The following is a 23696-nucleotide window of genomic DNA, read 5'->3' on the forward strand; positions in this document are numbered from 1 at the left end:
TTTAGTCATCTCCTTTATTTTGTCACCTTTTCATTAAAATCCTTATTGTATAAATGGCAGGCTACAAAGTGACCAGATTCTACTTCCTGCAGCTCAGGTCTTTTTTGTGAACATATTTCACTTGCAAATGGACACCTTGTTCGAAATGCACACCCCGACGGTGGATTGGCCGGGTTCGGTACGTCTCCCGTTATAGTTACTTGCCGATCATTTTCGGTTTCCGACACTGTCGGAATAGCCTGTAGCAAAGATTGAGTATACGGATGAAGAGGTCTTGCATAAATATCCTCATTTGAAGACATCTCTACGATGCGCCCCAAATACATCACTGCCACTCTGTCACTCATATGATGGACCACATTTAAATCGTGCGAAATAAATACATATGTCAGATCTAACTCTTCCTGTAAGTCTTTCATTAAGTTAAGTACCTGTGCTTGAATAGATACATCAAGTGCTGACACGGCCTCATCACATACAACGATCTCCGGGTTCATGATGAGCGCTCTTGCAATACCAATTCGCTGTCTTTGACCACCGGAAAACTCATGAGGATATTTCTGCAAATCGGAAATACGCAATCCTACTTTTTGAATCATGCTTTCCACTTTTTCTTTCCGTTCCGCTTTGGACAAGTCAGTTTGAACAATGAGTGGTTCTTCTATTAATTGCCTGATACTCATTTTGGTATTTAATGAACCAAATGGATCTTGAAATATCATTTGAATGGATTTACGGAAAGAACGCATTTTTCGAGGGGATAAGTTAGTTATTGTTTCACCTTTAAAGCTGATTTCACCGCTCGTCGCGTCTAACAGTCGTACAAGGACCCTTCCTAGTGTTGACTTGCCACAACCGGACTCTCCAACAAGGCCAAGTGTCTCTCCTCTATTAACTGCAAAGGAGACGTCATCTACAGCTTTCACATGCCCTACGGGACGTCTTAAGAGACCACCTTTAATAGGGAAGTATTTTTTGATATTGGTAACCTTTATAACCTCAGACGCGCTAGAGGCTTGTTTGTGATGGAACATGTTTAGATCTTGTTTAGATGGTAAGTTTATTTTTTGACTGGTTTCCTGTGCCATTGTTATCTGTTTCAACTCCTTCTTTATGAAGAATACATCGTGAAAGATGATGGTTACCTGTATCAAAAAGTGGTGGATTTTGTGATATGCATTCTTCCATTACATAAGGACAACGTGGAGCGAATCGGCATCCTGTTGGAAATGCAGAAGCAGGTGGGGTCGTCCCTTTAATCGCTTTTAAACGTAATGTTGGATGATCCATATCAGGAAGGCTGTTTAGCAGCCCTTCAGTGTACGGATGCTTTGTGTCGAACAACACCTTCTTTGTAACGGATTGTTCTACAATTTGCCCCCCATACATTACCATGACACGATCTGCATATTCGGCTACCACACCTAAATCGTGCGTGATAAGAAGGATAGCCATGTTGAATTTTTTTTGGAGTTTAAATAGAAGATTCATTATTTGCAATTGAATAGTAACATCCAAAGCAGTTGTCGGCTCATCAGCAATAAGCAGCTTCGGTTCACATGAAATCGCCATCGCAATCATGACTCTTTGACGCATACCACCAGAAAGCTGATGAGGGTAATTGTTGATGATTTGCTCCGGGCGTGAAATACCCACGACCTCCAATAGCTCAATTGCTTTGTTTCGTGCTTCTTTTTTACTAACCTTTTTATGCTTAACAATCATTTCAATAATTTGATTGCCTACCGTAAATACAGGGTTAAGAGCGGTCATTGGTTCTTGGAATATCATGCCGATCTCATTCCCTCTAATTCGCTCGAATTTCTTCTTGGAAAAACCAGTAAGCGACTGATTTTCAAGGGAAATATTCCCGCCAGCTATTTTGCCGGGTTTTTTAATTAATTGCATAATGGATAAGGCCGTCATACTCTTGCCACTACCAGACTCACCTACCAATGCTACCGTTTCGCCGCGCTTAATTGAAAAAGATACATCATCAACTGCTTTCGCAACTTTTTTATTTTTCATATAAAAATAGGTTTTGAGATTTTCTACTCGTAGCACATCTTTTTGATCCGTCATTGAAGCACTCCTTTCATGAGATTTAATTCACAAACTCAGGTAAATCAGTTTAAAAATGAGCTTTAATAGGAAGGTTGATGTTCATTATATTAATCATATTTTAAACAGATTCATTTTATGAACATGTTCATAAGTATAGTTGTAAGGGGATACAAAGTCAAAAGCACTATTGCTTAGTAATACGGAGGATACGCAAGTTATTAACATCTATTTGAATTTTAACTCTTCTTATCATTTAATTTACGTTTGTACGCCTGAATATACAGATAAATGAATAAATAACCCAAGACTTTCAACCTGTTACTTCATTTCGGGTGTAGGTATTTATACCTTGATAAAACTTAAATATAAATTTTTGTATTATATAAAGGTTTGCTACTGAACCATTTCCGTTGTAAACAGGAGTGCCTTTATTAATATTCTATTTTGAATCACAATATATATATAAATAAGCCGCCCTTATCTCAGGCGGCTTATCTTTATTGTAAATTCACCCAAACACTTTTTACTTCTGTATAATTATCCAGCGCATAGTTGCCCATTTCACGGCCAATACCTGATTGCTTATATCCGCCAAATGCTGCTGCCGGATTCTCCTGATTACAATCATTGATCCATACTGTACCAGCTTTTAGGCGCCGAGCCACTTGATGCCCTGTACGGATATTTTCCGTCCACACTGCCGCTGCAAGTCCATAATCACTATCATTTGCACGCTGAATAGCTTCCTCGGTAGTATCGAAAGGGAACACGGCAACTACTGGACCGAATATCTCTTCTCTTGCAATACGCATATGGTCTTCAACATCTGCAAATACAGTAGGCTGGACAAAGTAGCCTTTATCAAATTCCCTCTCTCCACCAACTACAAGTCTGGCACCTTCTTCTTTTCCGATCTTAATATAATCTAGTACTCTTTCAAATTGCCTTTTGGAGACAAGTGGCCCCATTTCTGTTTCCGGGTGCATTCCATTACCTAGCTTTGTTGCCTGGGCCCGTTTGGCCAACTCTTCTACTACGCGATCATAATGTTTTCTATGCACATAAACACGTGAGGTTGCACTACAATTTTGTCCGTGATTATACATTATTCCTTCATATGCCCCTTCGATCGCCTTTTCAATATCTGCATCTTCCAAGATAAGGTTTGGCGATTTGCCACCCAACTCCAATGTGATATCTTTAACCGTATCCGCAGCTTTACGCATAATGGACTTCCCCGTAGCTGTTGAACCAGTGAAGGCAAGTTTATCTATATCCGGATGGTTAACAATTGCCTCACCGGCTATTTTCCCAAAGCCAGGCACAATATTGACAACCCCTTTTGGAAAGCCAGCTTCCTTGAGCAAACTAGCGACATATAATAATGATAGTGGTGTTTGCTCGGCAGGCTTAATAACAGATGTGCAACCGGTAGCTAAAGCTGCGCCTAATTTCCAAGAAGCCATCGATAAAGGAAAATTCCAAGGAATAATTTGACCGACAACCCCTACTGGTTCATGCTCGGTATAATTTAAATAGTCTTGTGAGATAGGAACTGTCTGACCAAGCACCTTTGTTGCCCAACCAGCATAGTAGCGAAAATGTTCCACAGTGCCATCAATATCATCGGTAAGTGCAACTGAATATGGTTTCCCATTATCAAGTGACTCTAATTGGGCAAGTTCTTCACGGTTCTGCTCTATTAAATCAGCAAATTTGTAAATGAGATGTGATCGCTCAGCTGCAGTAATTGTTCTCCATTCCCCTTCCTCGAACGCTTGGCGTGCTGCTTTGACTGCTAGATCAATGTCCTCTTTTTGTGCTTCACTTACTCTGGCTAACACTTCTTCTGTGGCCGGATTAACTACTTCAAATTTCTTTCCACTAACTGAGGGAACATACTCCCCATTGATAAATAGCTCCTTCTCCCCCTCTAAAAACGCTTTTACCTTTGGTTTTAAATCTATTTGTGAAGTAAGCATGATAACATCCTCCTCGAATATTTATTTTGATAGATATAGATTTGATAGAGTTTCCAGGATTTCTCTCAATTTAGCATCCTCTTCCTCCGTTAATGATAATCTTGGTCTCCTGGATGGCCCTCCCGCAAGTCCTTGTAAATCCATGGAACGTTTAACAATCTGTACATATTTACCTGAACCCTCCAGGAAATTACATAATGGAAGAATCTGATCATATAGTTCCCACGCTTTATCTAAATCACCCTCTTGGACACTAGTGAACAAGTCGGTAGCAATCTTCGGAACAATATTTCCTGCAACTGAGATCCAGCCTGTTGCTCCAACTAATAGTGATTCCAGAACGAGGTCATCTGCGCCACAGAATGTTTTCAGAAACCCTTTCCCTTGACGTGTAATATCACGAACTTTACGAATTTCCCCACTAGACTCTTTTATATGTGTAATGTTATCCACATCACGAGCTACTTGAAGAATCGTTTCCGTTCCAATATCGACACCTGAGGTAAATGGATTGTTGTATATCATCACTGGGATGCTAACAGAATTGGCTACTGCCTTAAAATGCGCATAGACTTCTTCATCTTTCGGATGAGCATAATAGGAATTGATTACTAATGCAGCGTCTGCTCCGGCCTCTTCTGCATGTTGTGTGTACATAATTGCATCTTTTGTCGTCTCAGCTGCAGTACCAATAATTAATGGAATACGTCCGGCTACTTGTTCCACAGCCAGTTCAGCAGTTTTAAACTTTTCCTCTTTTGTTAAACTCACGAATTCTCCAGTACTTCCGTTAACAACAATTCCGGCTACGCCTTGATTAATAAAATGTTCGATATTATCTCTTAGTCCATCATAATTTACTTCTTCATTGTCAAACATTGGTGTAATTAAAACCGGATATGCTCCTACTAATTCTTTCATTTGAATTCCTCCTAAATTGTTTTATGAACTTGCTATTTTCTGATCATCCTGTTTCTTTACATTCTCTCTGTCTTGGTTGGTATACCAAATAAATTTATTGGTGTACCCATAAAGAACAGAGATAATAATTACCAAAAAGTTAAACCACAGAAATGGCAGATAGGCTATTGTAGAAACACCAAGAGTTGCTGCCATAAACACACCACCATCAGACCATGGAACCATAGGCGTTGTTACTGTTCCTCCTGCTTCTGTATTTCTTGAGAGAACGCGCCTATCAATATTTAAACGGTCATAGTTTTCCTCCGTTATTTTACTCGCTGTGATAATGGAAACATAAGCTGCGCCACCGAAGAAGTTTCCAAAGAATCCGGAAAGCAACGTAGTAACCGTTGTCTTACCAGCATTGTCAGCCCATGACAACATCTTTAGACATATCACTCGTAAGATACCTGTTTTTTCCATTAATCCACCAACACCAAGTGCAAACAGAATTAACACTATTACATCTAACATAAAGACGATGCCGCCCCTATTAAGCAGGTTGTCAATGAATTCAACACCAGAACTTATTTCACTTCCGGCATACAAAATATTGATAGAATCCAAGATACCAACACCTTGAAATAGAAAGGCCCAAATAGAACCAAGTAATGCTCCAAATAAGATGACAGGAATGGATGGCATTTTCATCGCCAATAAAATAATGACGATTGCTGCTGGGATAACCATGTACCAACCAATATTAAAATACTCCTCAAGTGAAGCCATTGTAGCTTTAGCCTGAGAAAGATCCCCATTGTTTTCCATAAAGAAAAAGCCAGTTACCACAAACAGGATTCCTGCAATTACAAATGCAGGTGCACTTACATATAGCATGGACTTGATGTGGTCAATGACATTCACCTTGGAAAGTGATGCAGTCATTACAGTTGTGTCTGATAAAGGTGATAGTTTATCCCCAACATAGCAACCCGAAATAACAGCGCCTGCTACGAGGGGTAATGGTAAACCAAAGCTTGCACCAATTCCCATCATCGCTATTCCTGCTGTACCTGCAGAACCAAAAGACGTTCCCGTAGCTATGGACGTAATTGTGCAAATCACAAATGCTGCCAAAAGGAAAATACTTGGGTGGATAATCGAAAGTCCGTAATAAATAATACTCGGCACAATCCCACCTGCAATCCATGTTCCAATCAAAGCTCCAACAGAAATAAGAATTAGGACAGCTTCAGAGCCATCATAAATTCCCTTTAGTAGTCCATCTTGCATTTCCTTATATTTGTAGCCGATCCTCCAGCCAACAAGCATGATCATAAACCATGTTGTCAGTAATGCCAGCTGAATCGGTATACCAAATTCCACAACAAAGAAAAACATAATTAGAATAAAGGATACTAATACAAACAGGACTTCAGATAACGTAGGCAATCTTTTATCAGCACTCATTTTTCACTCTCCTTTTTTATTCAGCAAAGAAAACGCTTGCATTTTGAAATTTGAAATACATGAGCTACTACTTTAATAAGAATCCTTCTTCCAATGGATCCTCTTGGTCATAAATAAATTGGTGTTCCCCTGTCACGAATGGTCGGGTCTGGATAGAATACCTCCTTTCACTCCCTTCCACCCCCTTTGCCCTGAATTCACTTCCGAATATACTTCGATTTACCAATTCATTTGGCTCTCTTCCGTTCTCAAAAGCTGTACATAGTGCAAATGTAGTATCCATACCGGGTGATCGAAGAATGGCGCCATCTCTTTCAAAAGTTACGGATTTAAACTCGTTATCAGCAATACGGTCTGCCAGAATTACGCCTTCAAAGTGAACCGCTTCCTTCAATCTATTAACCGTCTGTTTTCCCCATTTCAAAATGTCAGATAAGTATGCCATATCAATCTCTGGGATGATCTTCGGAAGTTGAAAAAGCACATACTTCCTTGAATGATCAATTTCAACCAAGCTATAATTCTCGCTTTCTTCTATTAGCTTACATACATCACTTGCAATATGCAGTAATTCGAGACCTTGACTTGAATTATTAAAACGAGCGTGTATAGGATAAGTACCTTTTATGGTTTCTATATGATAAATTCCATCTTCTTTTACTTGGATATTTCCAGTCTCCAGTAAAGCTGTTAGTGTTGCCAGCAGACCACTATAACTGAAATGTCTTTCATTCTCATGATGGATAAATGAGACGGCATAGTCTGCCTTGTTGGATGGTGTAACAATACATCCATTTACCCCTCGATGGCCTCGTGGTTCATTTAATAATAATGCCTTTTCCTTATGAAATTGCTGTGTTAGAGCATTTTGCTCCGACTTGATCTGGGCTAATTGCATTGGCGAGTAAGTAATAATTCTAAATACCTCCCCACACACATGGGTATCAATGGTTGTTAACATTTGATTGATTTTCATGCCTTCCCCCCCTTCCTAATGCCCTTCCATTGGTGGAATTAACAGAAACCCTTCTTTAAGAGGGTCATCTTCATTATAAAAAAAGCGATGCATCCCCATGATCCATGCAGAACCAGTCACCTCTGGCAGGACAGCCTGAAATCCTTTCACGTCTGTTACCTCCAGTATCCTTGCTTTAAATAACGTACCAACAATACTTTCATACACAAACAACTCATCCACACCAATCTCATCCCTACTGTATAATGTAGCAAGCTTTGCCGAAGTCCCTGTACCACACGGAGAACGATCAATCCCGCCTGGTGGTACTACTACCGTGTTTTTCAGGTCAGCATCTTTATGAACAGGATCGGTGTAAAATTCGATATGTGTCAGTCCCTTGATAAATGGGTATTCTGGATGAATAATCTCTTCCTTTTCATTAATTGCATTACGTATGGTAATCGCTTTATCAACAATTACCGAAGCGTTTTTCGTTGTTAGATCAATCCCAAGCTTACGGGCATCGATAATTCCGTAAAAATTCCCTCCATAAGCAATATCACATTCTACGTTGCCAATACCTGCTACTTCCATTTCGATTGACTTTAATAAAAAGGAAGGAACATTTGCAAAGGTTACTTCTTTTGCCTTACCGGATTCTACTTTTACTTTTGTTCGGACAAGTCCTGCAGGTGTATCCAAATTGATCAAGGTATAAGGTTCGTTCACTTCGACCATCCCTGCCTCAATAAGAGCTGTACAAAAGCCAATCGTATCATGGCCACACATTGGCAAATAGCCGCCTGTTTCGATATAAATAACGCCGAAATCAGCTTCCGGATGACAAGGATTTACCATCAAGGCACCAGACATTACATCATGACCTCTTGGCTCATTCATTAGAAAATTCCTTATCCAGTCGTAATGTTCCTTCATATAAAGCATCTTATCTGACATTGTTTCTCCCTTTAATTCTGGAAGCCCGCTTAAGACCGTTCTCGTCGGATTTCCCCCAGTATGGGTGTCTATGGTTGTAAATAAACGTTGAAATTCCACCTAGCTTGTCACCTTCTCTCTAAAACGGTCATGCCTTAAAGGTTCTGTAGGGATACATGTTTCCTTTCCGGAGAGCATTTCTTCCATCACCTTACCAGTTACTGCTGCTAAGCTAATGCCATCACCTTCATGACCTGCTGCAACATAAAAACCCGGCACTTCCTCTACCTCTGAAATAATTGGAAGATGATCCTCTGTCCATGGGCGTAAGCCAGCATATGTTCTGATCACTGTCATATCTGCCATTTTTGGATAAAATCGCAGCGCTCTCTTGGCAATGTATTTGGTAACATGATGATCTACCTTTAAGTCAAACCCATTAAATTCCCGACTGCTGCCAATTAAAAAATTCTGACTCTCTGTTGGCTCAAATACAAGAGCAACGCCATATTTTTCAGTAATTGGATCAACTATCCTTTCACCACCAAATTTAGATATAAGATAGCCAAATTCCATAACTTTGCGTAAACCTACAGGTTGCTGTCTGGATGCTACGATTAATTGTCCTTTTCGTGGTGCAATCGGAATATCGATATCCAGCATTTCTCCTATAAACGGAGCCCAGACCCCACATGCGTTTACAACCTTATTTGCTGTGAAATTACCATTTGTTGTTTCAATTACAAACTGATCAGTTGCATCTTTATAGATACGTTTCACCTCAGTATGAGTATGTACCTGGGTCCCGTTTTTTTGAGCACTATGAAACATGGAATACGTAAGCATATACGGGTTAACAGTAGAATCTGTCCGACATTCTAATCCGCCATAAAGGTCATCAGCAAAATAGTTCGACTCATTTCTTAAATCACTTCGGTCAAGCATCTTGAAATCCAAACCAGCAGACTGTTGCTGGTTCACCCATCTCTGGGCAGCCTCCATCTCCTGATCATTTTCACAGACCAGGATACTCCCGGGATTACGGTATTCAAACGAAACTTCCAGCTCCTTATTTAACTCATGTACAAGCTGTTGGCTCTTTAAAGACATTTTACTATCAAAACCAGGGTCTTTATCGATGGCAAGTATGTTTCCATCACACCTGGAAGACGTGCCACTTGCCAATTCCTTTTTTTCTAAGACAGTTACATCCAGGCCAGCCTTTGAGCAATAGTACGAAATAGCCGCACCCATAATGCCGCCACCAATTATAATAATATCCTTGTGCACTGTGTCCCCCACCATTATCCTCCTCTCTATTTATCGCTTACATAATATAATGCAACTTCCATGCCAAAAATCAGTTCGCAGAATATACAAACTTATGTTGATTTTGGATTTCCAATGTGTAAAAATATTATAAAAGTGTAAAATATTCTATACAATAGGAGTGAACGTGGGATGTTCTCAACTTTTAAGGATATAACAGCCTTTATAATTACGGATTTCACATTAATAATGGACAAAGAACTAGATAAACAAGGTATCGAAAGCCTGGCTAATAAACAGGAACCGCTTTTTTTGCAATCAAACGAGGGAGTATTCCATATTACCTGTTCACAACAGAACAGACAGTTGGTATACCACTTATGTGAAACAATAAGTATCGAGGAAAATTTAAACAATGTAATAGAGAAATTACAGAATAGTGATTGGCTCATCGTATTAAATGATTCTGATCAAATTGTTGGTTACCTGAACACACAACGAATATGTAAGGAATTATTTCAAAAATACCAGCAGCTCCAAGCATATATTTCTACAGTTCTTAATACGATTAACGAATCGTGTACCGTCATTGATCACGATAAAAAAGTAGTAGGGTGGACAAAAGGAGCAGAAGGAATTTTTTCTGTAAAAAGGGAGGATATTATCGGAAAATCCATTATTGATTTCTTTAGCACTGAACATTTGGAGATCCTTAATGCTTTGGAAAAAGGTACTTCCGTGTACCACCAACAGCATCTCGCACGTGAAAATAAAGTAGTATTGATTAATTCAAACCCCGTCTATTTTAAGGAAGAAATCATTGGTGCAGTTGTTGCAGAAACAGATATAACCAGCCAGATCAGATTGAATGAGGAATTGTACACAACAACAGAAAAACTGTTTCATTTAGAGAAAGAAGTAACCAAGCTCACATCAACGGAAGATCCATTTCAGCATATACGAGGTAACAGTACTGCACTCAAAAAAACAATTACGAAATTAAAAAAGGCCTCCACAACAGAAGCCGGAATTTTGATCCATGGAGAAAGCGGGGTAGGTAAAGAACTATTTGCTAAAGCCGCCCATAATATACGTGAAGATAGTAAAGCCCCTTTTGTCGCCATTAATTGTGGAGCCATTCCCTCTACTTTATTCGAAAGTGAAATTTTCGGATATGAAAGAGGTGCATTTTCCGGTGCAGATCAAAAAGGAAAAAAGGGAAAGGCCGAACTCGCCCAAGGAGGAACCTTATTTTTGGACGAGATTGGTGAGATGCCACTGGATATGCAAGTGAAAATCCTGCGACTGTTACAGGAACGAAAGTTTTACCCTGTTGGTGGTACAAAAGAAATTGAAGTGGACTTCCGAGTAATCGCTGCTACCAATCGGGATTTAGCTGAATTAGTGAAGGAAAATAAATTTCGGGATGATCTATACTATCGCCTAAATGTGGTCAGTATCGAGATCCCTCCACTACGAAAGCGTCCGGAAGATATCATTGAGTTAACCCATTATTTTCTGCATGAAATATCCATTAAATATAGCCGACCGATTCACGGAATATCCCAGACAGTCATGCAAGCGCTCCTTCAGCATGATTGGCCAGGAAACGTCAGAGAACTTAAAAATGTGGTTGAAAGACTGGTTGTTTTCTCAGAGAATGGGGAAATAACCACGGAGGAACTCCCCTTTGAATTCGATTCAGAGAAGATAAATACAGCACGTGGCGCAGCAACACTTCCTAATAAAGAAAATGGTTCTCTAAATGAGATGCTACAGGAGGTAGAAAGAAATATTCTTTTAAAAGAACTAAAAAAAGCCGATGGTAATAAACAGCTTTGCGCCAAAAACCTGCAAATCACCCGTGCAACATTATATAATCGCTTAAACAAACTAGGTATTAAATAAGCATCTGTCAAACTGGCATCATTCTTGCATTAATTAATATGTACAGAATTTACTTTACAGAGGTGACTTTAATGACAGAACAAGAAATTATTGTTTGTAGATGTGAAGAGGTTACATACAGGGAGTTAAATGAAACCGCTGTCAAATATAATTGCACAGCACGGGAATTAAAACTTCGCACAAGAGCAGGAATGGGATATTGTGGGGGTAGAACATGTAGGCCATTAGTTGATAAACTGACCCAATCCCTGGGCAAAGAAAACCGTAAACAAATTACTTTAAAATATCAGCCGCCCATACGCCCAATCAGCTTTGGTGATTTAGGAGGTGACCATCATGAGTGAGCGCATTCTAGATCATCCGGTATTAGGAAGTTTGGAAAATACAGAAGAAGTATCTTTCACATTTAATGGACAATCGTTTAAAGGTCGAAAGCATGAATCCATCGCTGCTGCATTACTGGCAAATGGAGTTCGAACGTTACGGTATCATGAAGAAAATGGTACACCTCGGGGCATCTATTGTAATATCGGACATTGCTTTGAGTGCAGGGTAAAAGTAAATGGTAAGCAAGGAGTTCGCGCATGTCTCACCCCCTTAGAAGATGGCACAGTAGTGGAAAGTGGTAATAAATTGCCGACACCGGTTCGTGATTGGAGTGCTGAACATGCATGATGTGATCATAATTGGAGCAGGACCAGCCGGATTGTCTGCCGGAATTACTTGTGCAAACAAGGGATTGAAGGTACTCATCATCGATGAATACATGAAACCTGGTGGACGTTTATTAGGTCAGCTTTACGAGGAACCGAATGGCAACTGGTGGAATGGAATAAAGGAATCAGCTAATTTATATCATCAAGCACTGGCTGCAGATGTGAAATTTATGTTGGAAACCCCTGTGCATAATCTGGAAAAAATAGAGAGTGAATGGACGGTCTATACAGAACAAGAAATATTAAAGACAGAGCATTTATTACTCGCAACAGGGGCTGCTGAGTCACCAATACCGGTACCCGGATGGACATTACCAGGCGTCATGTCAGTTGGTGCCGCACAAGTTATGACAAATGTACATCGGGTAAAACCGGGTAAAAAAGGAATTATCATTGGGGTAAATGTGCTTTCCTCTGCCATTGCTATGGAATTACAACTGGCTGACGTAGAAGTAGCTGCACTTACCTTGCCTAAATTAAATCAGCTGACTTCCCTAGCTGCACAACCGAAGGCAGTAATGGATTCTCTACTTCATGTTTCTCATATGGCACCTTCAGCCTTCATTCGATTTGGCAGCAAATTAATGAAAAATGACTTTATGAAAAATTTGGGGGTGACATTTTATCCAAAGAATGGGGTGAAAATGTGGGATATTCCCATCCATCTACGAAAAGCTGTCATTGAAATATATGGAGAAGACCAAGTGGAAGGAGTCACATTAGCAACAATTGATACAAACGGTAAGGTCATTCAGGGAACGGAAGAACAGATAACATGTGATTTCGTTTGTATTGCAGGAGGGCTTTACCCATTGGCAGAGCTTGCTGCTGTGGCCGGTTGTCCATTTTACCAGGTGGATGAGCTGGGAGGATACGTTCCACTCCACAATGAACAGATGGAAACAACATTGGACGGGTTATACGTTGCAGGCAACATAACCGGAATTGAAGGAGCAAAGGTTGCTATGGCACAAGGTGTTACCGCTGGATTATCCATTGCAGTGAACAGCGGTATGAGTGGGTTGGATAATGAACTACAAACGTCCATTCAATCGATTAAGCAAGCAAGGGCCAATGCTCACATTCAATTCCATCCAGAAGTAGAAGAAGGAAAGCGGATTGTTCAGGAACATTGGGAGGAATTTGAAGCATCTGTGGCTAATATTTCAGTTTGATGGATTATGACCAGTATCAATTGTAATTTGATACTGGTTTCTTTATGTGAAATTTGAAGTATTATAGAAACCTTGCTAATGATGATAAAAAATGGAATATATCTCTCAAGTTTTTGCAAAGTCGATAAAAAGAATGTCAAGTGCCCATGCATAAAAATGTCTATAACCCCATATAATATAAGGTAGATGATTAATAAGTTAGGGTGATTGAAATTGTTTGATAAAAGAAAGTATATTACTATGCGTTATATATCTAGACGAAAATCTCCCTGTTTAAGGGTACCATAGGTGAAGGGAAAAAAGAATAGTCCAACCATTCACTGCATTTTTCCCTGAACCGAAGCATATGTATAAAAAAACCACTGATAATTTATAATTTATCAGTGGTTTTTTAATTTATATCTCTCTTTATACAGTTCATTTATAGTTCTCGGTCTACTTTTAGTTCCGCTATTGTTTATAACACCATATTTTTTTAAAACGTTTTTTCCTATAGGAGATTTTTTTATTTGCCCAGTTTTATTTCCGCTTTTCTTAGCTTCCTTTAATACCATAGAAATTACCTCCTTGTATAAATTGTAGCACATCTCATTTATACAAAATCAACCTTCATTTTCTATTTCAAAAAAATTAGAGAGAAGTATTTTCATCCTTCCTCTCCCTATACCAAATAACACGTTTTACAACCTTAACCGAAATTTTGTACTTAGATTCGTAAAGATAAAATCAAAACATCTCCATCAATACTGCATAAACACCTCATTTATCGTTATCTTTTGTTAGGCGTAACTACCGACCATCATGAGTAAGCTTCTAATATAACGATAAGCATCAATTATGGTATCAGTATTAATAGCAACCGTTAAGTGATCAACCCTCTTTACAACTGGAAGAGTCTCAGCTATATCTGCTAACCCTGTATGCATAAAAGATACTTCCACATGTAAAGGAGCTTGTATAAGGTAGGGCTTATTATTCACTCTTTCCTTAATTGCTTGTAGTGTCATGGAACGAATTTTTTCGTGTGTTTGCTTCATGCTTACGTTCCTTGCCGTCGTTCGATTCATTGTCTTTTTAACCACTACAGTATTTATGTTGGGGATTAATGCAGTTGCCTCCTCACTTAATAAATCGCAACCACTAACCATAACGACTGGCACTCCATAATAACCAGCTACAGCAGCATTTAAACCAAACTCTCCATAGTCGTTCCCATTGACTCTTATATTCCTGATAGCTCGACCATGGAATGTATGGTTTAGTATACCGTTTGTTCCCATTCTAGTATGATATCCAATAAAAATTGCTGCATCAAATTTCTCGGTCAGTCCCTCAACCATAGCTAATTTTTTTGGGGATCCAGAGATTAAATCAGCCTTCGGATGGAGGTGTTCAAACAATATATTTCTCATTGTCCCATGTGAGTCATTTACAACGACTTCTCTTACCCCGGCCTCTAACGCCCCCTCAATACACGCATTGACTTCCTGTGTCATATACATCCTAGCCCTATCATGTTCCCTTCCTGTTCTTCCAGTGTGCTCTGCATCCACAACACCTGACACACCTTCAATATCAGCAGAAATAAATAACTTCACTTCACAGACCTCCTATTCAATTGTATTAATTACCTCCTTTGCCTCCGTTATCGCTGCATTCTTTTTATATTCTTTGATGAACGCTTCCCCTTTACGCGATATAGTAGACCCAGCCCTACCTTGTCTTACGATCGTTAAACCTATATCGTGAAGAACTTCTAGGCGCATTCTAAGCTGCTGTTCTGAAATGTTTAAACCTTTTTCTTCCAAGCACTTTTTTAATGCTTTCCTACCATAGGAGGTATGTACTTTTTTACCTTCTATAAAGGTTGATAATATCTCTATACTTTCATCCAGAAAGCCATGCTCTTCTATTTTAGAAATGATTTCCCTCTGAACATCAACCTTGTTGGACTCTTCTTTCTTTGCATTGGAACGTAGGTAAAATGGTAATGAATCTAATTGAATAGGAGAATCCTCAAGGAAGGATAAATAAGTTATTACATTATATAGCTCTTTCACATTTCCAACCCATTTATAAGACTTTAAATACGAAATTACTTCATCTGTAAACTTAATATCAGTTCGATTAATTCTTTGTTTCATGTTCTCAATTAAAGGAATGAAATCTTCCATTCTTTCTGATAAAGATGGTACATTAACAGAGGTCTTCATTAGTAAATGATAGAGTTTTTCATAGAACAGATTTTGCTCTAAAAGACTCTCTGAATTCTTATAATTAGTAACAATCACGCGGGCTTGAAGGTGAATTACTTCGTTGCCGGAAATTCTCGTAAAACTTCTTGAATCAAGCATATCAAACAGTCTCTTCTGTGTAGATAAAGGTAGTTCACTAACTCCATTTATACAAACGGTACCGTTATTCGCAAGTTCAAAAACTCCCTGAGATACTTCTCCTTCTTCTTCATAACCGAACAATTCCTTCTCCAAAATATCAAAAGGTTTTGAAATACAATTTATTAATATAAACGGTAATTCTGAGGAATTAGAATAATTATGAATTGCTTGCGCAAACATACTTTTTCCAGTTCCTTTTTCTCCTTCTATATAAATTTGGGCAATAGTATCATCTACAGCATACTTCTTAGCGATATCTACTGCGCGTCTCACTGAATCACTTATTGCGATAATATCTTCAAAATGATATTGAGCAACATTGCGAATATCTTTACTGTTACCTGTTTTCACACGATCATATCTTGATAAGGAGACACAAGCTTTTAAATAGCGCTTTACTATTTGTGTTTTCGGGTATTCAAGGCCTAATAGTTCTGTAATCTCTTCAAATGTGCTCAAATCTAGTAACCTTGGGCCGACATCAATTACGCTTAATAACCCTCCCGGAAGAAGATGTTGTTCACCAGGTGTAACAATATAGTCAATAGACGAGGAAATAGGTACTTCAGGATCATAAGCCTGGTATTCATGTTCAAAAACAATCTCCCTAAGTGATCGAACAGTTTCTTCTGTATTTTGTTTATTATCATTTACTACCAGAATTTTTTGACCTGGCGGGAGATCTATTAATGTTCGTATATTCGTATAGTTTATATCACGCTTTGCAATAATAATTGGGCAATTTACTGGTATAAGTTGGTTAACTAAACCTTTAATTTGGCTATTTGAAATCAACACTATGTCACCACTGTTGATCGTATTTTGCCTCAGATCCTTTACAGTAATTGAATGGATTGTTATTTTATCGCCAAGTATTTCCTTTACTTGTTTTGTAATTGTATCTAAATATCTCTCTTGTATTGCAATTATTATAACTTTTTTTTGCATTTTCCCACCTCATAATCCGACGTCCTTTAGTAGTTAAACCAGATGGCAAGATACATAATGCCCCTCATTATTTTGCCTTAATTGTGGTATCTCTTGTTTGCAAATTTCTGTCGCTAGGGGACATCTTGTATGAAAAGTACAACCACTTGGTGGATTAGCAGGACTTGGGATATCTCCTTTTAATATAATTCTCTCCCGTTTCACTGTAGGATCTGGAAGAGGGACAGCTGATAATAAAGATCTTGTATATGGATGTTGTGGATTTTTATACAGTTCTCTTTTATCTGCTAATTCCACAATTTTCCCTAGATACATTACCCCTACACGATCGCTAATATGCTCTACAACACTTAGATCATGTGCTATGAAAAGATATGTAAGGTCAAACCTGTCCTGTAAATCCTTTAATAAATTTAAGATTTGCGACTGAATAGAAACATCCAGAGCTGAAACAGGTTCATCCGCAATAATTAACTTAGGATTTACCGCTAACGCTCGTGCAATTCCAATTCGCTGACGCTGGCCACCACTAAATTGATGTGGATAACGTTCTGCATGATAAGCATTCAACCCGACGACTTCCAATAGTTCCTTAATACGTTTCATGCGGGAGGCTTTGTCAAAACCATGAATAATTAGTGGTTCATTAATAATATCCTTAACCGTCATTCTAGGATTTAATGAAGCATACGGATCTTGGAAAATCATTTGGAAATCCTTTCGGGCCTTTCTTATTTCATTTTCACTTAATGACGTAATTTCATTACCCTCAAAGTAAATCTTCCCGTCCGTGGCTTCTAATAGATTCATAAGAAGTCTGCCGGTAGTGGACTTACCACAACCACTTTCTCCAACAAGCCCTAGAGTTTCTCCCTTATTAATTGCAAAAGACACATCATCTACTGCTTTAACGTATGAAGTACTCTTACCAAATAAGCTTTTTTTAATCGGGAAATACTTTTTAATATTTTTCACTTCTACAAGTGGTGTTGTCATTCAGACACCTCCAGCAAGTCTTCTTTACTTTCTATCTCACTATCTTGATACAACCAGCATCTGCACGTATGGTTGCTGTTCGTTTTTAATAAGTCAGGGTCATTTTCCCAACAAATGTCCATTACTGATTTGCATCTTGGCGCAAATTTACACCCTTGCGGCATATTAGCAGGCGTAGGCACATTGCCAGGTATAGATTCTAATTTTGCAGCATTTTCACCTAATTTGGGAATCGATGCAATTAATCCTTTTGTATAGGGATGTTGTGGTTCTTTAAATAAAGTTTCTACATCAGTCTCCTCAACAACCTTACCTGCGTACATGACTACAACCCGATCACACATTTCGGCTACAACTCCAAGATCATGGGTGATTAGCATAATGGCTGTATCTCTTTCATCACGCAGCTTTCGCATGAGATCAAGAATTTGTGCTTGTATCGTAACATCCAATGCAGTAGTGGGTTCATCTGCGATCAATAATTTCGGGTTACAAGCCATTGCCATTGCAATCATAACTCTTTGGCGCATACCTCCAGATAACTGAAAAGGATACTCATTAATAATCTCTTCTGCTCGTGGTAATCCTACCATTTTCAACATACTAACAGCATGGTTCTGAGCCTGTTTCTTATTATAATTCATGTGTAACCTAATAACTTCCTCCAATTGTTTCCCAATCTTATAAACTGGGTTTAAAGATGTCATCGGTTCCTGAAAAATCATAGCCATATCATTTCCACGAAGTTGCCGCATCTCTCTTTCACTTAGTTCCAATAAGTTTTTTCCTTCAAATTTTATTGTTCCACCTACTATTTTTCCTGGAGTGTCATGCAAAAGTCGCATTGTTGATAAGGAAGTTACACTCTTCCCACACCCTGACTCTCCAACAACCCCTACTGTCTCTCCTTTGCCAACTGTAATTGATACACCATCAACGGCTTTCACAGTTCCTTCATCACCATGAAAGTACGTTTTCAAATCTTCTATTTCAAGCACTTTTTCTGACATATTAATTTCTCCTCTCCAGAAACTAATCCCTTATTTTCGGGTCAAGAGCATCACGCAAACCATCACCTAAAAGATTAAACGCCAACACTGTTAGAAAGATGGCTAAACCAGGAAAAAATGTTACATGGGGCGCGGTGCTTAAATAATCCCTTCCACTGCTCAGCAATGCTCCCCATTCCGGTGTTGGTGGCTGTGCACCCAGACCAAGAAAGCTCAAACTAGCTGCGGTTAGTATTGCAGTCCCTATTCTCATCGTGAAATTAACGATTATACTTGAGACCGTGCCTGGGAATATATGCTTCCATATGATTCTTCTATTTTTTGCACCAATTGATTTCGTTGCTTCCACATACACTGTCGATTTAACAGAAAGAGCGCTCCCCCTTACAATCCTCGCAAAATTAGGAATACTAAATATGGAAATTGCAATAACCACATTCACAAGGCCAGGCCCTAAAATCGCAATAATACCAATAGCCAACAGTATTCCAGGAAAAGCAAACAATACATCGCAAAATCGCATGATTACACTATCAACCCATTTTCCATAGAACGCACTAACCAATCCTAATAGCGTGCCTAATGCAGCGCCTAAAAGGACTGATATGGCACCAACCGATAATGAAATCCTTGTACCCTCGAGGATTCGACTAAATATATCCCTTCCGTACGCATCTGTGCCTGCAAAGTGTTCTGCAGAAGGGCCCTGCAAGATGGCAGCATAATCGGGTTCTTCTGAAGCATAAGGAGTTATAACAGGTCCTAAGATTGCAATGATTACTAACAAAAGTACGAATGCCCCGGCCACCATTGCCAACCGTTGCTTTTTAAACTTCCTCCAAAATTCTTTAACTGGTGAGCTCTTTTTGATTTCTTGATCAGTTATTATCCCTTCAGACGAAGCTACGTCTGCTGTTTGTAGATTAGCCATAAGCTGAATTCCTCCTTTGCTTAGTCATACCGTATTTGCGGATTAAGAAAACCATAAATTAAATCCACAATTAGATTGATTAAGATAAATTCTAGTGCAAATAACAGCATTTCAGATTGAATAACTGGATAATCTCGAAACGCTACAGAATCTATTAGTAATCTACCAAGACCCGGCCAACTAAAAACAGTCTCAATAACAACAGAACCACCAAGCAGAAAGCCAAATTGTAATCCCGTCATTGTCACTACTGGTATCATGGCATTTTTTAATCCATGCCCCCAGACAACTTTATGTTCATTCAAACCTTTCGCTCTACCTGTCCTAATATAATCATCCTTTAGTATATCCATCATAGAGGAGCGAGAGAATCTCGCCACAACCGCTGCGACCCCAGACCCTAAGGTAATAGATGGTAGTATGTAAGATTTCCATGACTCAAGTCCACCTGTTGGTAACCAACCTAATTGAACAGCAAATAATTGTATGAGTAATAAACCTAGCCAAAATGATGGCATCGAAATACCAGAAACAGCAACAAACATCCCTAAATAATCCTGCCACTTATTTCTCTTGGTAGCAGATATAACACCGATAACCAGACCTACAATAACAGCCCATATCATGCTCCAGAAGGTCAACCAGAATGTTGGCATAAACCGCATGGCTATTTCATCAAAAACAGGTCTCCCGGTCTTTATAGATGTGCCAAGATCTCCTTGGAAAACGCCAGTTATAAAAGAAAAATACTGCTTATAGATTGGCTGATCCAATCCCAATTCCTTACGTACCAGTTCAACATCTTGAAGTGTTGCGTCCTGACCAGCAACTAATCTAGCTGCATCTCCTGGAATAAGATGTACAAATAAAAATATAAATATAGATACTAAAAATAAAATTGGAATGATTCCAATTAATCGTTTAATAACATACTTTGCCATTCAGTTCACCTCTTTTAAAAATAATTGAGCGCCATAAAGACTGAATTATAGCGCTCAATTAATTTCTATTCTACAATCTTCATATTTTCTAAACTTAATGATCCATCAGGCAATAAATAGATCCCTTCTAAATAGTTCTTCTTTCCAAAAATTGTATCATCAACAACCAGGAAGGCCCATGGCGCATCTTCCCAAATTTTCTCTTGCGCATCCGCATATGCTTTTTCTCTTGCAGCTGGATCACCGGTTGCTAATCCATCAGCAATTAATTTATTAACTTCTTTATTATTATAATAAGCTGTGTTATAAGACTTTGGCGGATATGCGTTCTCTCCACCTACAAGTGGACGAATTCCCCAGTCAGCATCCCCTGTAGATGGTGACCAACCACCGTAATACATCTCGATTTCAGCGTCTTTCGGATCTTCCACAGACCAAATGCTATCTGAAAGCGTACCAGTCTCCATCGGCACTACTTCAAGCTCTACATTTATTTGTGCAAGTTGTTGCTGTATAAACTCCATTGCTTTCATCGTAGTTGAACTATTTGCACCCCAAATGGTTGCCTTGAATCCATTTTCATATCCTGCTTCTGTAAGTAATTCTTTCGCTTTTTCCAGATCAAATTCATAAGGAGTCTGTTTTGAATAGAATTGGGTATTTGGCGCGATAATCGAATCCATTGGACTTGCGAATCCATTCATAACAACTTGCGTAAAGGCTTCCTTATTAATTGCATAATTGACTGCTTGGCGAACACGCTTATCATCAAATGGCTTCTTTAAATTATTCATTGCTAAATAACGAACAACGATAGATGCTTCATTTTCTACAACAATTCCATCTTTCCCGTCTATCTCTTCTGCTTGTTCTGTAGGTACAGGGTAAATAAAATCAGCTTCACCTGTTTGCAGCATCGCAACCCTTGTACCATTCTCAGGAGTCGGTTTGAATGTTATTGAATCTGCCTCGTTACCCGTAGCTCTCCAATAATCTTCATTTTTTGTCATTGTTAAATGGTCCCCTGGTTGCCATTCTTTAAATACATATGGACCTGTACCAACCGGATGCTGAGATACATCATCACCATACTCTTCCAATGCTTTAGGACTAATTAACATTCCAGCTGGATGGGCAAACGTATTAATCATTGCACCAAACGGCTCAGAAAGCGTTACTTTCACCGTATATTCATCAACCACTTCTGTTTCCTTAATTAATTCAAACAGACTAGAACGTATCAAGGTACTGTCTGGATCTGTAAGACGGTCCAAGTTTACCTTTACAGCTTCTGCGTTAAAAGGTGCACCATCATGGAACTTCACACCTTCTTGTAATTCGAATACAAATTCGGTAGCGTCATCATTAACGGAATAATCCTTTGCAAGGACAGGAACAACATTCATATCCTTATCGAAACCTACAAGACCTTCCATCATTGTTTTTTCAGCAGACCCAGAAAGTGTATCATTCGTATCATGGGGGTCTAAACTTACAAAGTTAGCTGCAACAGCAATGGTTATATCTTTTCCTTCTTTTTTAACTGTTTCCTGTGCTACAGCATCTTTACTTTCACTACCATCATTAGATGTTTTATTAGAACAGCCAATTAATACAAAACCTACAATTAAAAATAACGCAACTAATCTATATAAATTTCTTTTCATATATCTTCCTCCTCTTAAATTATGAAGATTAATAAGCTAGTGCGCTTTGCAATTGAAATACCGGAACTAATTCACCAATAATTTCATCTCTTGCATTCCGCAATTTCGGATGGTGATATTCCTTCAGTTGTTCTATTTGATCATTAGTTAGTAGTCCTAACTGCGTAATCGCTTCCATTACTGCTGGATACACAGCTCTTCCATTTCCATCGGCAACTTTGGCAGCAATTCCTAACCCTGTCTTAGTGTCACCAATGCAATAAACGCCCTCAGCCCCCGCTTTTCCAAAGAACCTGCCTTGTCCTGCTTTCATGAAATCTGAACAGAAACGATTGGTTCCACCAACCATCTCAGGTGCTTCCATCATTGCATTAGTTATACGACTAACCGCCGAACTTCTTTTTTCTCCCAGGATTTCAGGGGTAGCCATTCGGGCGAACCCATAAGCGAGGCGCTCAAGCGGTAGGCCATGGACCGGAACTCCACATCCATCAATACCTATTTCTATCTCCTCTTGCGGATAATCGCACACTTCACTAACTGCTTGAACAATACGTTGTTGTACAGGATGATCTTTAGCATAATAATCTTCCAGAGATTCCCCCATAAATTTTGCCGTTGCCAGCATACCAGTGTGTTTACCTGAGCAGTTATTATATAGTGGCGTTACTTCTTTATTGTTAAGAATCAAATTTTTGTATGTATCCTGCCACCGAGGTATATGGGTACCACACTGCAATGTTGTATCTTCAATTCCTATGCGTTTTAGTATACTCAGGACCCGTTCCGTATGCATAGCCTCCCCATTATGGGAAGCTGTACAAAGTGATAGATCCGCATCACTAAACTGGTAATAGTCTGCCGCACCTGTTTCTACAATCGGTATTGCTTGAATTGGTTTCATTGAAGAGCGTGCATACACTTTACCATTAGGTTCCCCCACATAGTGAAGCAGATCACCATTGGAATCAACGACTGCTAAGTGTACTTGATGACTACTTTCAATGGATGTTCCCCTCTTTACATTAACAACATTATTTCTTTCCATTAATTCACCCCTTTTTAAATTTTTTGATAATATAGATAATAATAAAACATAATACACCCAATTACAACCCAATTTTAAAAATAATTGCACTATTTTAAAAATTACAGAGGAGCTAATCCGCTTATTGTATTTCTCACTTAACCTATTACACCCTATTATTGATTTTACAAATACATTTATATTTTAGTTTCGTTTACGCATTAAGTTACGTTATTCTGCAATTTCACTTCAGATTAGAAAATGGATATATACGAAGCTACTTTTGCCGAACAAAAAAAGCACATATGAAAAGCACTCATTAAAAAAGGCTTTATGAGAGAATTATTCTCCATAAAGCCTAAATAATAGAATGATAATATACTCTCTAATTTAAATATC

The 23696-nt window shown here is 38.8% G+C and carries 21 protein-coding genes; 4 read left to right on the plus strand and 17 right to left on the minus strand.

Features of this window, described 5'->3' with window-relative positions; translation table 11 throughout:
- Nucleotides 1-14: 14 nt before the first annotated feature.
- The 8 genes from X953_RS15175 to X953_RS15210 all read right to left on the minus strand — a co-directional run bounded on the left by X953_RS15175 (nucleotide 15) and on the right by X953_RS15210 (nucleotide 9567).
- Nucleotides 15-1088 (minus strand): ABC transporter ATP-binding protein, encoded by a 1074-nt coding sequence (locus X953_RS15175; RefSeq protein ID WP_084715716.1) that lies wholly within the window; start codon nucleotides 1086-1088, stop codon nucleotides 15-17.
- Nucleotides 1048-2082 (minus strand): ABC transporter ATP-binding protein, encoded by a 1035-nt coding sequence (locus X953_RS15180; RefSeq protein WP_040956339.1) that lies wholly within the window; start codon nucleotides 2080-2082, stop codon nucleotides 1048-1050. Before X953_RS15180 ends, X953_RS15175 begins: the two co-directional genes overlap by 41 nt.
- Nucleotides 2083-2561: 479 nt before the next feature.
- Nucleotides 2562-4046, minus strand: a complete 1485-nt coding sequence (locus X953_RS15185) for an aldehyde dehydrogenase family protein (RefSeq protein WP_040956340.1) — start codon at nucleotides 4044-4046, stop codon at nucleotides 2562-2564.
- A 21-nt stretch (nucleotides 4047-4067) separates the two neighbouring features.
- Nucleotides 4068-4967, minus strand: a complete 900-nt coding sequence (dapA, locus tag X953_RS15190) for a 4-hydroxy-tetrahydrodipicolinate synthase (RefSeq protein WP_040956341.1) — start codon at nucleotides 4965-4967, stop codon at nucleotides 4068-4070.
- A 21-nt stretch (nucleotides 4968-4988) separates the two neighbouring features.
- The gene (gene nhaC / locus X953_RS15195; protein WP_040956342.1) at nucleotides 4989-6419 is read right to left on the minus strand and encodes a Na+/H+ antiporter NhaC; all 1431 of its coding nucleotides are present in this window, start codon (nucleotides 6417-6419) and stop codon (nucleotides 4989-4991) included.
- A 67-nt stretch (nucleotides 6420-6486) separates the two neighbouring features.
- Nucleotides 6487-7395, minus strand: a complete 909-nt coding sequence (locus X953_RS15200) for a proline racemase family protein (protein ID WP_040956343.1) — start codon at nucleotides 7393-7395, stop codon at nucleotides 6487-6489.
- 15 nt (nucleotides 7396-7410) lie between these two features.
- A complete protein-coding gene (locus X953_RS15205) occupies nucleotides 7411-8433 on the minus strand; it encodes a proline racemase family protein (RefSeq protein WP_040956344.1) in 1023 nt (340 codons plus the stop codon).
- On the minus strand, nucleotides 8434-9567 hold the full coding sequence (locus tag X953_RS15210; RefSeq protein WP_232217858.1) for an FAD-binding oxidoreductase: 1134 nt from the start codon (nucleotides 9565-9567) through the stop codon (nucleotides 8434-8436). It lies immediately after the preceding gene.
- A 207-nt stretch (nucleotides 9568-9774) separates the two neighbouring features.
- On the opposite strand from X953_RS15210, the gene X953_RS15215 reads away from it, so the two are divergent.
- From X953_RS15215 to X953_RS15230, 4 genes are all read left to right on the plus strand, one after another.
- A complete protein-coding gene (locus X953_RS15215; protein ID WP_052350158.1) occupies nucleotides 9775-11490 on the plus strand; it encodes a sigma-54-dependent Fis family transcriptional regulator in 1716 nt (571 codons plus the stop codon).
- A gap of 71 nt (nucleotides 11491-11561) precedes the next feature.
- Nucleotides 11562-11834, plus strand: coding sequence for a (2Fe-2S)-binding protein (locus X953_RS15220; protein WP_040956346.1), 273 nt, complete (start codon nucleotides 11562-11564; stop codon nucleotides 11832-11834).
- A complete protein-coding gene (locus X953_RS15225) occupies nucleotides 11827-12165 on the plus strand; it encodes a (2Fe-2S)-binding protein (RefSeq protein ID WP_040956347.1) in 339 nt (112 codons plus the stop codon). The genes X953_RS15220 and X953_RS15225 overlap by 8 nt, the downstream gene beginning before the upstream one ends.
- Nucleotides 12158-13381 (plus strand): NAD(P)/FAD-dependent oxidoreductase, encoded by a 1224-nt coding sequence (locus tag X953_RS15230; RefSeq protein WP_040956348.1) that lies wholly within the window; start codon nucleotides 12158-12160, stop codon nucleotides 13379-13381. Before X953_RS15225 ends, X953_RS15230 begins: the two co-directional genes overlap by 8 nt.
- Nucleotides 13382-13761: 380 nt before the next feature.
- On the opposite strand, the gene X953_RS19855 is transcribed toward X953_RS15230, so the two are convergent.
- From X953_RS19855 to X953_RS15270, 9 genes are all read right to left on the minus strand, one after another.
- The gene (locus tag X953_RS19855) at nucleotides 13762-13935 is read right to left on the minus strand and encodes a hypothetical protein (protein ID WP_156958498.1); all 174 of its coding nucleotides are present in this window, start codon (nucleotides 13933-13935) and stop codon (nucleotides 13762-13764) included.
- A 225-nt stretch (nucleotides 13936-14160) separates the two neighbouring features.
- The gene (locus tag X953_RS15235; protein ID WP_040956349.1) at nucleotides 14161-14979 is read right to left on the minus strand and encodes a M55 family metallopeptidase; all 819 of its coding nucleotides are present in this window, start codon (nucleotides 14977-14979) and stop codon (nucleotides 14161-14163) included.
- Nucleotides 14980-14991: 12 nt separating this feature from the next.
- Nucleotides 14992-16725 carry a sigma 54-interacting transcriptional regulator gene (locus X953_RS15240; RefSeq protein ID WP_040956350.1) on the minus strand — a complete coding sequence of 578 codons (1734 nt, stop codon included), beginning with the start codon at nucleotides 16723-16725 and terminating at the stop codon, nucleotides 14992-14994.
- A 33-nt stretch (nucleotides 16726-16758) separates the two neighbouring features.
- Nucleotides 16759-17721: an ABC transporter ATP-binding protein gene (locus X953_RS15245; RefSeq protein WP_040956351.1), complete on the minus strand. Its 963-nt coding sequence runs from the start codon at nucleotides 17719-17721 to the stop codon at nucleotides 16759-16761.
- Nucleotides 17718-18731, minus strand: coding sequence for an ABC transporter ATP-binding protein (locus X953_RS15250; RefSeq protein ID WP_019377473.1), 1014 nt, complete (start codon nucleotides 18729-18731; stop codon nucleotides 17718-17720). Before X953_RS15250 ends, X953_RS15245 begins: the two co-directional genes overlap by 4 nt.
- Nucleotides 18732-18753: 22 nt before the next feature.
- Nucleotides 18754-19662 (minus strand): ABC transporter permease subunit, encoded by a 909-nt coding sequence (locus X953_RS15255; RefSeq protein WP_198023282.1) that lies wholly within the window; start codon nucleotides 19660-19662, stop codon nucleotides 18754-18756.
- A 20-nt stretch (nucleotides 19663-19682) separates the two neighbouring features.
- Nucleotides 19683-20603, minus strand: a complete 921-nt coding sequence (gsiC, locus tag X953_RS15260; RefSeq protein ID WP_019377475.1) for a glutathione ABC transporter permease GsiC — start codon at nucleotides 20601-20603, stop codon at nucleotides 19683-19685.
- 65 nt (nucleotides 20604-20668) lie between these two features.
- Complete coding sequence (locus X953_RS15265; protein ID WP_040956352.1) at nucleotides 20669-22270, minus strand: glutathione ABC transporter substrate-binding protein; 1602 nt, start codon at nucleotides 22268-22270, stop codon at nucleotides 20669-20671.
- Nucleotides 22271-22298: 28 nt separating this feature from the next.
- Nucleotides 22299-23318 carry an asparaginase gene (locus X953_RS15270; RefSeq protein WP_019377477.1) on the minus strand — a complete coding sequence of 340 codons (1020 nt, stop codon included), beginning with the start codon at nucleotides 23316-23318 and terminating at the stop codon, nucleotides 22299-22301.
- Nucleotides 23319-23696 lie beyond the last annotated feature (378 nt).

It is taken from the genome of Virgibacillus sp. SK37 (assembly GCF_000725285.1).
Classification (GTDB): domain Bacteria; phylum Bacillota; class Bacilli; order Bacillales; family Amphibacillaceae; genus Virgibacillus_Q.

What these genes read in the sequence shown, in the direction of transcription:
- X953_RS15225 (WP_040956347.1), top strand. Translation starts at nt 11,827, where the DNA reads ATGAGTGAGCGCATTCTAGATCATCCGGTATTAGGAAGTTTGGAAAAT.
- X953_RS19855 (WP_156958498.1), bottom strand. Translation starts at nt 13,935, where the DNA reads ATGGTATTAAAGGAAGCTAAGAAAAGCGGAAATAAAACTGGGCAAATA.
- X953_RS15200 (WP_040956343.1), bottom strand. Translation starts at nt 7,395, where the DNA reads ATGAAAATCAATCAAATGTTAACAACCATTGATACCCATGTGTGTGGG.
- X953_RS15185 (WP_040956340.1), bottom strand. Translation starts at nt 4,046, where the DNA reads ATGCTTACTTCACAAATAGATTTAAAACCAAAGGTAAAAGCGTTTTTA.
- X953_RS15240 (WP_040956350.1), bottom strand. Translation starts at nt 16,725, where the DNA reads ATGCAAAAAAAAGTTATAATAATTGCAATACAAGAGAGATATTTAGAT.
- X953_RS15250 (WP_019377473.1), bottom strand. Translation starts at nt 18,731, where the DNA reads ATGTCAGAAAAAGTGCTTGAAATAGAAGATTTGAAAACGTACTTTCAT.
- dapA (WP_040956341.1), bottom strand. Translation starts at nt 4,967, where the DNA reads ATGAAAGAATTAGTAGGAGCATATCCGGTTTTAATTACACCAATGTTT.
- X953_RS15215 (WP_052350158.1), top strand. Translation starts at nt 9,775, where the DNA reads ATGTTCTCAACTTTTAAGGATATAACAGCCTTTATAATTACGGATTTC.
- X953_RS15270 (WP_019377477.1), bottom strand. Translation starts at nt 23,318, where the DNA reads ATGGAAAGAAATAATGTTGTTAATGTAAAGAGGGGAACATCCATTGAA.
- X953_RS15255 (WP_198023282.1), bottom strand. Translation starts at nt 19,662, where the DNA reads ATGGCTAATCTACAAACAGCAGACGTAGCTTCGTCTGAAGGGATAATA.
- X953_RS15230 (WP_040956348.1), top strand. Translation starts at nt 12,158, where the DNA reads ATGCATGATGTGATCATAATTGGAGCAGGACCAGCCGGATTGTCTGCC.
- nhaC (WP_040956342.1), bottom strand. Translation starts at nt 6,419, where the DNA reads ATGAGTGCTGATAAAAGATTGCCTACGTTATCTGAAGTCCTGTTTGTA.
- X953_RS15175 (WP_084715716.1), bottom strand. Translation starts at nt 1,088, where the DNA reads ATGGCACAGGAAACCAGTCAAAAAATAAACTTACCATCTAAACAAGAT.
- X953_RS15245 (WP_040956351.1), bottom strand. Translation starts at nt 17,721, where the DNA reads ATGACAACACCACTTGTAGAAGTGAAAAATATTAAAAAGTATTTCCCG.
- gsiC (WP_019377475.1), bottom strand. Translation starts at nt 20,603, where the DNA reads ATGGCAAAGTATGTTATTAAACGATTAATTGGAATCATTCCAATTTTA.
- X953_RS15265 (WP_040956352.1), bottom strand. Translation starts at nt 22,270, where the DNA reads ATGAAAAGAAATTTATATAGATTAGTTGCGTTATTTTTAATTGTAGGT.
- X953_RS15220 (WP_040956346.1), top strand. Translation starts at nt 11,562, where the DNA reads ATGACAGAACAAGAAATTATTGTTTGTAGATGTGAAGAGGTTACATAC.
- X953_RS15210 (WP_232217858.1), bottom strand. Translation starts at nt 9,567, where the DNA reads ATGGGTGCGGCTATTTCGTACTATTGCTCAAAGGCTGGCCTGGATGTA.
- X953_RS15180 (WP_040956339.1), bottom strand. Translation starts at nt 2,082, where the DNA reads ATGACGGATCAAAAAGATGTGCTACGAGTAGAAAATCTCAAAACCTAT.